We start from the raw sequence: 11761 nt of genomic DNA, 5'->3' as shown, positions 1-11761 counted from the left end.
GCCTCCGCCCCAGCCAACCATGCCCGCCGTACGTCACGCCATCGTCGATCTCATCCTTCGGCCGCCGTCTCAGCAGTGCCCATATTGCCGAAAGCAAATCCTTGAAAAACAGGGGCGCAAACACATTCTGCCAAAGTAGTGCTAGGGCGTGTACTCATAAATCGGGGACGCAGTGAAGTCCGCTATGCCTCTAATCGCGGCGCGAACGCGGACGTCGCAGGACTTCCGCGTTGGGCCGATGAACAGACTTCATTCGCTGCTGTTGGTCCGAAGTCGTTGGCAGGGAACGTCACCAAGGTCTCGCTTGCTCATGGCGTAAATGTTGCGAACAAATCGGTAATGTCGCGATACTCGACATGATAATTCCCATCCTGCCCGTCAACGGCAGGTTGCCCGGGTCCCAAGTCTGAAGGACTGGCACGCCTGTCACGCGCCGCTGCCCTTGAGCCGTTCGTTGCGACGGCGCAGGCCTTCCAGGGTGGCGAGGAGGATGACCGACACTGTGGTCAAAACCACCGCCGCTGCCGTGATGGTCGGACTGATGTTCTCGCGGATGCCGCTGAACATCTCGCGCGGCAGGGTGCGCTGCTCCGGACCTGCCATGAACAGCACGATCACCACCTCGTCGAAGCTGGTCGCGAAGGCGAACAGCGCACCTGACGCCAGGCCGGGCAGGATCAGCGGCAGGATCACGCGGCGGAACGCATAAAGCGGCGAGGCGCCGAGCGAGGCGGCGGCGCGTGCCAGATTGGTGTCGAAGCTTTGCAGCGTCGCGCCGACCGTGATCACCACAAAGGGCGTCGCCAGCGCGGTGTGGGCCAGGATCAGGCCGAGATAACTGCCGGTCAGTCCGATCGGCGCGAAGAAGAAATACAGGCCGACCGCGGTGATGACGCCGGGCACGACGACCGGCGACAGCACGAAAGCCAGCACGAGCGGTTTGAACCGGCTCTTCCACTGCGCCAGCCCCAGCGCGGCCAGCGTGCCAAGCACCATCGACAGCAGGGTTGAGGCGACGCCGATGATCATGCTGTTCTTCAGCGAATTCATCCAGCGCGGCGAATTGATGAAGTCGTCGTACCAGCGCAAGGAGAGGCCCGGCAGCGGATAGGTGAGGTACGAGCCCGAGCTGAAGGACAGCGGCATGATCGCAAGGATCGGCGCGATCAGGAAGATGAACACCAGCGTGGAGATGATGATGGTCGCGGTCCACGCGATGCGCTGGCTGGGCGTGCGGAGGGAAGAATGATCGCTCAATTCTTCATCCCTCCCGTGACTTGCTGTCCCTGCACCAGCTTGCCGTAGACGAGAGCGAGCAGAAGAGTGGCCAGCAGCAGCACCGCACCCAACGCCGAAGCAAGGCCCCAATTGGCCGTCTCGGTCGTGTAGAGCGCGATGAAGTAGCTGATCATCTGATCGGCGGCGCCGCCGACGAGGGCCGGCGTGATGTAGTAGCCGAGCGCCAGGATGAAGACGAGCAGGCTTCCCGCGCCGATGCCGGGCAGGGTCTGAGGCAGGTAGATCCGCAGGAAGGCAGTGGTCGGTGGCGCGCCGAGCGAGGCGGCGGCACGCATGTACGCAGGCGAGATCGCTTTCATGCTGCTGTACAGCGGCAGGATCATGAACGGCAGGAGAACGTGGGTCATGGCCACGCAGACACCGAAGCGGTTGTAGATCAGCCGCAACGGCTCGTCGATGATGCCAAGCCAGTGCAGGCTGTCGTTCACGACGCCCTTGCTCTGCAACAAGACGATCCAGGCGCAGGTGCGGACCAGAAGCGACGTCCAGAACGGCAGCAGGACGAAGATCATCAGCAGGTTCGACCGGCCCGGCGGCAGCGTTGCCAGTAGGTAAGCGACCGGGAAGCCGAGGATCAGGCAGAGTACCGTGACGCTGAAGCTGATGAGGAAGGTGCGGGCGAAGACGTTGCGGTAGATCGCCTGGTCTGATGCGGCCGCGACGATCGCACCATCGACGTTCCGCGTCAGGTCGAGCGCCGCCAGCAGATAGAATCCGGTCACCGGGCCACCGGCATCCTTGATCGTCGTCCAGGTGGCCCGTTCGCGCCAGGCCGGGTTGATCTTGCCCAGTGTCTCCCTGGCGGTGCCGGGCTCCGGCTGCGCCTTCAGATTACGTGCCGTGCTGGTCAGGATCGTACGAAAACCGTTCAGGGCGTAATTGAGCCGCTTGGCCGCGATGGCGATGATGCCGGAAGCGCGCGCCGCCAGGATGTCGCTTGCCAGCGCTGCAAAGGCCTTTTCATCCGGCAGGTCCTTGCCGTCCCAGTCGGCGAGAGCAGCGATGGTTTGCGGCAGAACCTGACGCACCTCGCGGTCATCGACCGCGCGCCACAGCATGCCGGCGATCGGGCCTGCGAAGGTGAAGAGCAGGAAGACGAGAAGCGGCAGCACCAGCGCCAATGCCCTGACCTGACGTGTCCGCTCCGCACGCCTCAATCGGCGCTTGAGCGGCACCTCGGTCAACGCATTGGCGCCGGTCAAGCGCGCATCCGTCATTGGTCGAGCCTTGGATCGAGCCTTGGATCGAATCTTGCGGGGCGCGTTATTTCGCGGCCCATTTGTTGAAGCGCTCGGTCAGGCGGTCGATGTTCTCGAGCCAGAAGCCAACGTTGATCTCGACCGCGTTCTTGATGTTGTCAGGCGCTGTCGGCAGGTCCTTGAGAACGGCGGGCGCGAGCAGGGCGGCTGCGTCCTTGTTCGAGGTGCCATAGGCGATGTTCTGCGACAGTTTTGACTGGTTCTCCGCCTTGCCTGCGAAGTCCAGGAACTTGTAGGCCGCGTCCTTGTTCGGGCTACCCTTCAGGATGACCCAGCTGTCGAGGGTGAAGAGCGCTCCGTCCCATACGATGCCAAAATTCTTCTTGTCGTTCTTGTTCGCGGTGTCGATGCGGCCATTGTAGACCGAGGTCATCGCCACCTCGCCGGAGGCGAGCAATTGCGGCGGCTGGGCGCCGGCCTTCCACCAGACGATGTCGCCCTTGATGGTGTCCAGCTTCTTGAACGCGCGCTCGACGCCCTCGTCGGTCGCCAGCACCTTGTAGACGTCCTTCGGTGCGACGCCGTCGGCCATGAGGGCGATCTCCAGCGTGGTCTTCGGGCCCTGACGCAAGGCGCGCTTGCCCGGAATCTTTTTGGTGTCGAAGAAGTCGGCCCAGCCGTTGGGGGCGTCCTTCAGCTTGTCCTTGTCGTAGCCGAGAACGAAATCGTAGAGGATGGCGCCGACGCCGCAGGGATTGACCGACGGCGGGATATAGGCGGCCTCGCCGCCGATTTTGGAATAATCCATCTTCTCGAACAGGCCTTCCTCGCAGCCGACCGCGAGTTCGTCGCTCTCGACCTGGACGAGGTCCCAGGTGGCGGCACCACCCTGCACCTTGGCGCGCAACACGCCGACGCCGCCGTCCCAGGACTCGTCGTTCATCGCGACGCCGGCTGCTTTCTTGAACGGCTCGAAATAGACCTTCTTCTGGGCATCCTGATAGGCGCCGCCCCACGACACGACGGTGAGGTCACGCGCCTGCGCGACCGTGGCCAGCGCGGCGCTGGCGCTGAACGCCACGGCGAACCCCAGAGCAATCTTGCCAGTCTTGCGCTTCAGCATGGTCCTTGTTCCTTCTTCATCTGCGTTGCGTTGAGCTTGATCGATGCCGGTCCGGATCAGACGGGATCGAGGGCCAGGCAGTCCTCGGGACGGAAGGTGATGAATACGCTTTCACCAGATCTTAGATTGCCATGTCTCAATCCGTCATGCGTCCCCGGCTGAAGCTTGACCATGAACTCCCCGTTGCCGGCGACATCGAGCACGGCAAGCGCGTGGTCGCCGAGATAGATGGTGTTCTGCACCTTGGCCGGCAGTCGGTTCGGTCCCTCGCTGGAGGTGCCGTCCGGGATGATGGCGATCCGCTCCGGCCGCACTGACAGGGAGGTCGACGCGCCCGCGCCCGATACATTGACCGCCCGTGCGGTCACGGCGCCGCCACCAGCCAGCGTGACGCGGCAATATTCCTTCTCGACCGTCTCGACGGTGCCGGACAGCACGTTGTTCTCACCGATGAAGTGAGCGACGAAGCTGTTCACCGGATGCTCATACAGCGCGTCGGGCCGGTCGATCTGCTGCACGATGCCGTCGTTGAACACGGCGATGCGATCCGACATGGTGAGCGCTTCGCTCTGATCGTGGGTGACGTAGACGACGGTGATGCCCATCGTCTCGTGCAGCTGCTTGATTTCCAGTTGCATCTGCTCCCGCAGGCGCTTGTCGAGGGCGCCAAGGGGTTCATCCATCAGTACGAGCTGCGGATTGAAAACCAGCGCGCGGGCCAGCGCCACGCGCTGCTGCTGACCGCCGGACAGCTGCCCGGGCCGCCGGTGCGCCAGGGTTTCCATCTTGATCATGCGCAACGCCGCGTTGACGCGCTCCTGCGCCTCGGCCTTGGCCGTGTTGCGAACGGATAGCGGGAAGGCAATATTCTCCGCGATCGTCAGGTGCGGGAACAAGGCATAGTTCTGGAACACCATGCCGATGTCGCGCTTATGCGGCGGCACGTTCTTGATCGGCCGTTCCGCGAGGTAGATTTCGCCATGGGTTGGAACCTCGAAGCCGGCCAGCATCATCAGCGTTGTCGTCTTGCCCGAGCCCGACGGGCCGAGCAGGGTGACGAACTCACCCTTCCTGATTTCGAGATCGAGGTTCTTCACCACGAGGTGCTCGCCATCGTAGGTCTTCTGAATGCCGGAAAAGCGCACCAGCGCCGGCGCAGGCGTGACCATGCCGGCTTCCATGTTGTCCTCGCGTTGTCCCCTGCAGTGCTGTCAGCACCTCGTTCGAGGTTGCGGGAAACAGCTTAGCATCCTCCGACGAGAATGCCAGCGGCGCAAGCGACGCGCGCGGGTCCGGCGCGTGAAGACGCACTACATCCCCGACAGCTTCGTCACGTAGACGTTCAGCGAGCCGCCGGCTTCCGCGACGATGCGCAGCGTCTTGGAATCGAAGGCGATGTCGGCGAGGGTCAGGCTGTCGATCTTGGCGTCGACCTTGAGGCCATCCTCGCTCTTCTGGTAGTCGGCGATCGCGGCCGCGATCTTCTCGCGCGCATTGGCGGCGATCGGCTTCAGATCGAGCGTCGCTTTCTGCACCAAGGCCTGCTGCATCTGCGGCACCACCGCGCGCGCGGCCGCGCCGAGCAGGCCGAAGGCGGCCTCGGACTCCACCGCGAGCTGGATGTCGGCGAGCCGCAGCGTCTGCTGCGCCTGGTCGAGCATCGGCCGGCCCCAGATGTGTACGGTCGCTTCGGCGCCGAGACCGAGCCAGCTCTTCTTCTCCTTAGCACGCACCAGCAGCGAGATCAGGAGACGATCGCCCGACGGGACCACGTTGACGCCTTTCACGGTGACGTCGACCGGGCCGGAGCCGTCCTCGGGATAGGTGTGGCCGACCATCTGCGCCGCGATCAGCTTGTTGATCTCGGTGAAGGGCACGTCGATCGGCACGCCGATGTTCACGCCGGTGCCGGTCGGCGGCACGATCGAGATCTTGTCGGGGAAGGGACAGTCCGGTTTGGTCGACGTCGAGGTCACGCGCGTCTCGAGCTCGAGACCGAGCAGCAGCGTCACGTTCTGCGCGTCGACGCGCGGCTGCGCCGCGATGGCACGGGTCGGTTTCATCTCGAGCCAGAGCGGCGGCAGCGCGGCCGAGGAGCCCGAGCCCTGCAGCGGGATCGAGCGGCAGGCCTTGGCCCATTGCAGCTTCGCATTGTCGCGCAGCGAGGGATCGTTGCGGATGCGCTCGGAGACGATGTTGATCTGCTCGCCGACATTCTTGTCGATCAGCGGCTTCACCTGCGCCGGCACGTTGACCTTGGCGCCGGAGACGTTGAGGTTGGTGTCGCCGAGATTGACCTGGGCGCCGAGATTTGGCTCGAGATGCCAGTTGGCCGCGAGCTTCGGGCGCGAGGTGACGACCACGTTGCCCTTGATCTCGGCGCTGGCGTTCAAATTCTTGATGTTGACCGCGCCGATCCGTTTCGCTGCGTCGCCGCCGAGCACGCTGCCCAGCGCGTCGCCAAGCGCGCCGGTGGCTTTCGACGACAGCGAGCCCGTCACGTTGAGCTTGCCGTTGAGCGGCGTCGAGATCGTCAGCACGTCCTTGTCGCCGGCAGCCGCCATCGGCCCGCGCACGGCGGACCAGCCGATGTCGGCATTCTCCAGGATCTGCGAGATTGGATTATCGGCCTTGCCGGCGAAATTGCGCGGCGCGGCTTTCTCGGCCTGTTCGCGGATCGCCGATATCGCGATCGCCACCGGCGCCACCACGATCGAGCTCTTCGCGACCGGCGGCAGCGGTGGCAATTGTGCGACCGGCGGCGCAGTCGTCGCCGCGCGCGGCGACAGCCAGTCCATCGCCTTCAGGCTGACGAAAAACGACGCCGCGAGCACCGCCACGGCGATCAGGATAGTCTTCAAGTTCAGCGTCAGTCGCATCAATCCCCCAAGCCGCCCAGGGCCGGAAGTCTACAGGGCAGGCGAGGGGGGCGCTAGAGCGCACCGGTGGGGTGGAATTGGGGCGAACAGATTAACGGTTGCGGCAGCATCGGTGCCGCGCATCCGTCATCGCGCACCTAGCTGCGCCTCGGGCGGCGAACCGCCCTCACATTGCCGCGATCGCCACCGCCGCAAAAGAAGCGGTCGCCGCCGTCGGACTCCAATCCTGACACCATCGTCCCGGCGGGCAGGTCGAGCTGCTCCAGCACCTTGCCGGTCTCGGGATCGATCCGCCGCAAATCGCTTTCCTCGCCCTCCCAGGTGCCATGCCAGAGCTCGCCGTCAACCCAGGTGACGCCGGTCACGAAGCGCTTGCTTTCGATGGTGCGGAGGATCTTTCCCGTCTCCGGATCGACCTGATGGATCTTGCGCTCGCGATACTGACCGACCCACAGCGAGCCCTCCGCCCAGGCCAATCCGGAATCGCCGCCGCCGCCCGGGGCCGGAATCGTGCTGATCACCTTGCCGGTGGCAGCGTCGATCTTCTGGATGCGATCCTCGGCGATCTGGAACAGGTGCCGGCCATCAAACGCCGTCCCCGCATGCGCGGCGACGTCGATGGAGCGTGCGATCCTGCCGTTGGCCGGATCGACCGCATTCAGCTTGTCGCCGGATGCGAACCAGACATGGGTGCCGTCATAGGTGACGCCATGCACGGCCTCGACACCCGCAAAAGGTCCGTACTCCCTGACGATCTCGGCGGCTGAACGCTTCATGTGCTTGATCCCTGTGATGTGATCCAATTTACGCCTTCAGGAGCGGTCCGGGGAGTAACAAGCCTGTCGGGAAACCCGGGACGGGCGGGGTCATCCAGCGCCGTGCCCGGCCGAGTCCGAACGATTGCACCTTGTTCGATCGCGCCAGCTCTTCGAGGGCCCGCTGCACCGTGCGCGCGCTCGTCCCCAGCGCCAGCGCGAGCGCCGAGCTCGACCAGGGCTCGCCGTCGGAGAGGAAGGCGAGCACCGCGGCGTGCTTCTCCTCGACGGGACGTGCCAGCACGAGCACGTCGCGCGTCTTGCGCGGCGCCAGCACGAAGCCTTGCTTCGTCGCGCTGATGTCGGCCAGCGGCTTGAGCTGGGTGCGGAGGCGCCCGATCTCGACGCGCAACCGCGCGCGATGCGATTCATCGGCGTGCTTCGCCCGGAACGCGCCTGATATCAGCGCCTCTCGCGAGACGTCGGCAGGCCATGCCTGCGCCAGGAGGCGGGCGAGCGCGAATAGCACCGGCCGCGTTCCGAGCGATACGACGCGGCCTTGCCTGCGCAGGGCATGATGAAAGGTGTCCACGACGAGCGCCGTCGAGGTCGCCAGTCTCTCGACCTCGCCGAGCAACAACGGGTGTTCGCTGCCGCGCGCGATCAGGCGCGCCGCCGGCGTGTCGAGGATCAGGTTCGCGCTGTCGACCTCGGCCACGAGCGCCGGGATCTTCGCCTGCCGCGCTGCGAGAGCCGCGCGGTTGAGCGCGGCGCGCGCATCTTTCGCTCTCAATCGTCTGATGGCGATGCCGGCGACCACGAGCTCGCGGACGACTTGCGATGCAGGCGGGAGCGGGGAGGGGCTGAGCTCGGCCAGCGTGCGCTCGGCTTCGTCGAGCTGCCCGACGAGGAGGAGGCGGCGCGCCTCGATGTGGCCCGCATGGGCTGCATTGGCGAGATCGCCGTGCTGTTCGAGCGTCGCGCGGGCCGCCGCGAGCGTTTTCACCGGCCAGCTCAGGTCGCGCGAGACGAGCGCGATCTCGGCTTCGGCCACCACGCATCTCGCGCGCGCCACCGCCTCTCTTGGACCGAACGCGCGCGCGGCACTCCGCAGCAGCGTCTTCGCTTTCGCGAGATCGCCGAGCTGCGCCATCGCGATGCCGCGTAGCGCCAGCGACGGTGCATCGTTGCGCAGCGCAACGCGGTTCAGCGCGCCGAGCGGATCGCCGGCCTCTAACGCGCGCGCGGCGGCCGTGATCAGCGAGTCCATTCAAATCCCGCCACACTTGTTACTCCCACCGCGCAACCGCTTGGTGCCAGAAATCGTTGACGACCGACAATGTGCGGCGAGGGTCGAGCGGTTCCGCGTCCGTCATAGCGCGACGCGGAAGGACCGCCCGGACAAGAGGAATGGAGAGCCATGATGACATCAGTAGACAACGCAGGAACTAACGGACAGGCCGCCATGCAAACACCGCCGGTGGTGTCGCCGCAGGACTGGGAGGCCGCCCGTCAGCAACTGCTCGTGAAGGAAAAGACGCATACCCGTGCCCGCGACGCCCTCGCCGCCGAGCGCCGGCGCATGCCGTGGATGGAAATCACCAAAACCTATGCGTTCGAGGGGCCCGGCGGCAAGATCAGTCTGGTGGATCTGTTCCAGGGCCGGCGGCAGCTGATCGTCTACCGGGCCTTCTTCGAGCCGGGCGTGCTCGGCTGGCCCGATCAAGCCTGCCGGGGCTGCTCCATGGTGGCCGACCAGGTCGCCCATGTCTCGCATCTGAACGCCCGCGACACCACGCTCGTGTTCGCCTCGCGCGCGCCCCAGGCCGACATCATCAGGCTGAAGCAGCGGATGGGCTGGACCATGCCCTGGGTCACCGTCACCGACAGTTTCGACGCCGATTTCGGCGTGGACGAATGGCACGGCACCAACGTGTTCTACCGCGACGGCGACCGCATCTTCCGCACCTATTTCGTCAAGAGCCGCGGCGACGAGCAGATGGGCGGCACCTGGAACTATCTCGACATCACGCCGCTCGGCCGGCAGGAGGTCTGGGAGGACTCGCCAAAGGGCTATCCGCAGACGCCAACCTACAAATGGTGGAACTGGCACGACAGCTACGCGGAAGGCGCTGCGCCCGACAAGAAATGGGTGGAGATCTCGACGGCCGGCGAGAAGGCTTTTCGCGAGGAGGCCGCGGAAGGCCGTGACTAGTCCCGCCAACGTGGCCACCGGCGCGAGCCGCGATGGCGTGGTGGCCGCACGCCACCTCGCCAGATGGCTGGCTCTGGCGGCAACGCCGACCTTCGCGATCATGGCCGTGTTGACGGCCGTGCTCGGCGGCCCGGCGGACATGCTGTGTGCCGCCGGGTACGGCTCCGTGCTGAGTGGGATGGTGCCGATGTATCTGCTGATGAGCGCGTTTCATTCGGCGGCCTGGCTGAGGCTGGTTTCGGAGCGGCGGGGCGCCATCCGGCGAGATACGGATGGCGTCAGTCATTGACCGCTGTCGTTGAGGAACAATGCCATCAGGATTTCGTCGTAGTATCGGTCGGCGTGCTTCAGTGCTTTCACCTCACGGCCGTATTCGACAAAGCCGGCAGCGGTGTAGAGGCGGATGGCGGCGGCGTTCTCGCTGACGACGGCCAGCTGAAGCTGTTCAACTTGCCCTGTGGCATGTGCCACGACCGCGTCGACAAGGCGCCGCGCCGCGCCGGATTTTCGCGCATGGGGCCGCACATACATGCCCCAGAGAAGAGCCTTGTGCTCGGTCTTCGCGCCGTCCTGCCGATGGAAGCCGGCAACGCCGACGAGCTCGTGCGCGACGAAGGCGCCGAAAACGTCCGACGCTGCAAGGCGCGCCTCGAACCAGGTGAGGGGCTTTTCCTGCTCGCGTGCGAACGTGCTGCCAAAAGCTTCGGGATGCGTTACGAGCGCTTCCAGCCTGATCGCACGGTAGAGAGCCGCGTCGGCGGGCGTGAGCAGTCTGATCATGGCTATAAGAGATGTGCCAGCGGTAGCGGCGCGCCGGCCTTCAGCGTCTGGATCGCAATGCTGCTGCGAACCTCCCGCACGATGGGCAGGTTGAGCAGCTTGTCGACGAGGAAGCGCTGGTAGTCCTCGAGCTCGGGCACGACGATTTCGAGGAGATAGTCGGCTTCGCCGGAGACGAGGTGGCAGGCAACGACCTCGGGCATCGCCACAACGGTCCGTTCGAAGCCCAGCGCCTGGTCGTTGGCATGGCCGTTGATCTTGACGCCGAGGAAGGCCGAGAAGCCGAGCCCGAGGCGGCCACGCCGCAAGGAGGCCCGGTAGCCGTCGATATAGCCGTCCCGCTCCAGCCGCCGCACTCGTCGCAGGCAGGGTGATGGCGACAATCCGATCTTGTCCGCCAGTTCGATGTTGCTCAGTCGTGCGTTGGCCTGGAGTTCGGTGACGATGCGCCGGTCGATCGCATCTAGTTCGCATTTTGGCATGAACCGCATCCTGTGGGATCGAGAAGGGCGCAATATTGCGCCCGAGCCGCCGAGACTAGCCCAGTTCGCAAGGACATGCCTTGGCTTTCCGTGAGATGGATTGCTCCGACTTTGCTGCTGATGGAGTGAGCCATGACCGAGAGCCCGAACCTTGCGCCTCTGCTGGAGGCCGTCGAACGTTACTTCACGCTGATGTACGACAGCGATGCTTCGCAGTTCGACCGCGTCTTTGCGCCGACTGCGCAACTCCACGGATTTCGCGACGCTGAATTGCGGATCCTGCCCGTTGGCGACTAGAGAGCGATGCTGGCTTCGACCCCGTCGCCCAAATCCAAGAATGCCCCGCGCCTTCAGGAGATATTGCTGATCGATCTGGCGTCGTCAGCGCAGGCACTGGTGAAGGTTCGCGTTCGGATCGATGTGCGCCAGTACGTTGATTATCTGGCGTATCACTGCATCGAGGGCACTTGGCTCATTACCGCGAAATCGTTCCATGTGGAGCGACGGTATGAGCCGACCGGCACGTAGCGCCTCCGCAATCTTATTGCCCGCCCACCGCCTGCAGATACGCGACCACCTTGGCCGCGTCCTCCGCGGAGACGCCGCCATAGGGCTGCATCTTGTTGCCGGACACGACCTCGTCCGGCTTGACCATGAAGCGGGTCAGCTTGTCCGGATCCCAGACGAAGCCGGCGTCCTTCATCGACGGGGAGTAGTTGTAGTTCGGCAGCGAGCCCGCCTTGCGTCCCACGACCTTGTTGAGATTGGGACCGAGGCGATTGTCGCCATCCTTCACCGAGTGGCAGGTGCGACAGGAATTGTTGAAGGCCTGCTGGGCCGCCTCGTCGTTCGCCGGCTGCTGGGCGAGCGACGAGGGCGCAGACAGGAGCAGCGTCAATGCGCCGGCACCTGCGATCGAGCGCAGCCATGGACCTAGCGACATTTGCAGGTGTGATCGCATCCGCGCCTCCGAACAGTGCTTCTCCAGGCGAGGCCGCCCGGAGAGCATGATGCAAACGAAAACGGCCC

At 64.9% G+C, this 11761-nt stretch carries 12 protein-coding genes and 1 pseudogene; 3 read left to right on the top strand and 10 right to left on the bottom strand.

Features of this window, described 5'->3' with window-relative positions:
* Positions 1–426 precede the first annotated feature (426 nt).
* The 7 genes from AB4Z51_RS15200 to AB4Z51_RS15170 all read right to left on the bottom strand — a co-directional run bounded on the left by AB4Z51_RS15200 (position 427) and on the right by AB4Z51_RS15170 (position 8525).
* Entirely contained in the window at positions 427–1257 is an 831-nt protein-coding gene (locus AB4Z51_RS15200) for an ABC transporter permease (protein ID WP_085405134.1), read from the bottom strand.
* The gene (locus tag AB4Z51_RS15195) at positions 1254–2516 is read right to left on the bottom strand and encodes an ABC transporter permease (RefSeq protein WP_441497599.1); all 1263 of its coding nucleotides are present in this window, start codon (positions 2514–2516) and stop codon (positions 1254–1256) included. Before AB4Z51_RS15195 ends, AB4Z51_RS15200 begins: the two co-directional genes overlap by 4 nt.
* A gap of 46 nt (positions 2517–2562) precedes the next feature.
* Entirely contained in the window at positions 2563–3621 is a 1059-nt protein-coding gene (locus AB4Z51_RS15190) for an ABC transporter substrate-binding protein (protein WP_071910318.1), read from the bottom strand.
* 56 nt (positions 3622–3677) lie between these two features.
* Positions 3678–4802, bottom strand: coding sequence for an ABC transporter ATP-binding protein (locus AB4Z51_RS15185; RefSeq protein WP_085405132.1), 1125 nt, complete (start codon positions 4800–4802; stop codon positions 3678–3680).
* A 129-nt stretch (positions 4803–4931) separates the two neighbouring features.
* Positions 4932–6500 carry a DUF4403 family protein gene (locus AB4Z51_RS15180; protein ID WP_085405131.1) on the bottom strand — a complete coding sequence of 523 codons (1569 nt, stop codon included), beginning with the start codon at positions 6498–6500 and terminating at the stop codon, positions 4932–4934.
* 137 nt (positions 6501–6637) lie between these two features.
* Positions 6638–7276, bottom strand: a complete 639-nt coding sequence (locus AB4Z51_RS15175; protein WP_085405315.1) for a Vgb family protein — start codon at positions 7274–7276, stop codon at positions 6638–6640.
* A 28-nt stretch (positions 7277–7304) separates the two neighbouring features.
* Entirely contained in the window at positions 7305–8525 is a 1221-nt protein-coding gene (locus AB4Z51_RS15170; protein WP_085405130.1) for a helix-turn-helix domain-containing protein, read from the bottom strand.
* 150 nt (positions 8526–8675) lie between these two features.
* On the opposite strand from AB4Z51_RS15170, the gene AB4Z51_RS15165 reads away from it, so the two are divergent.
* Both AB4Z51_RS15165 and AB4Z51_RS15160 read left to right on the top strand, forming a co-directional pair.
* A complete protein-coding gene (locus AB4Z51_RS15165; protein ID WP_085405129.1) occupies positions 8676–9470 on the top strand; it encodes a DUF899 domain-containing protein in 795 nt (264 codons plus the stop codon).
* A complete protein-coding gene (locus AB4Z51_RS15160) occupies positions 9463–9759 on the top strand; it encodes a hypothetical protein (RefSeq protein WP_085405128.1) in 297 nt (98 codons plus the stop codon). Before AB4Z51_RS15165 ends, AB4Z51_RS15160 begins: the two co-directional genes overlap by 8 nt.
* Here the strand turns inward: AB4Z51_RS15160 and AB4Z51_RS15155 are convergent.
* Positions 9753–10250 (bottom strand): GNAT family N-acetyltransferase, encoded by a 498-nt coding sequence (locus AB4Z51_RS15155; RefSeq protein ID WP_085405127.1) that lies wholly within the window; start codon positions 10248–10250, stop codon positions 9753–9755. The genes AB4Z51_RS15160 and AB4Z51_RS15155 overlap by 7 nt on opposite strands.
* Positions 10251–10252: 2 nt before the next feature.
* Positions 10253–10732: an Lrp/AsnC family transcriptional regulator gene (locus tag AB4Z51_RS15150; protein ID WP_085405314.1), complete on the bottom strand. Its 480-nt coding sequence runs from the start codon at positions 10730–10732 to the stop codon at positions 10253–10255.
* Between the two features lie 132 nt (positions 10733–10864).
* On the opposite strand from AB4Z51_RS15150, the pseudogene AB4Z51_RS15145 reads away from it, so the two are divergent.
* Positions 10865–11260, top strand: a pseudogene (locus AB4Z51_RS15145) (nuclear transport factor 2 family protein).
* A 13-nt stretch (positions 11261–11273) separates the two neighbouring features.
* On the opposite strand, the gene AB4Z51_RS15140 reads toward AB4Z51_RS15145, so the two are convergent.
* On the bottom strand, positions 11274–11693 hold the full coding sequence (locus AB4Z51_RS15140; protein ID WP_441497598.1) for a c-type cytochrome: 420 nt from the start codon (positions 11691–11693) through the stop codon (positions 11274–11276).
* Between the last annotated feature and the right edge of the window lie 68 nt (positions 11694–11761).

Source organism: Bradyrhizobium sp. 2TAF36 (assembly GCF_052114925.1).
GTDB lineage: Bacteria > Pseudomonadota > Alphaproteobacteria > Rhizobiales > Xanthobacteraceae > Bradyrhizobium > Bradyrhizobium barranii.
This window is presented reverse-complemented; position numbering and strand designations above follow the sequence as displayed.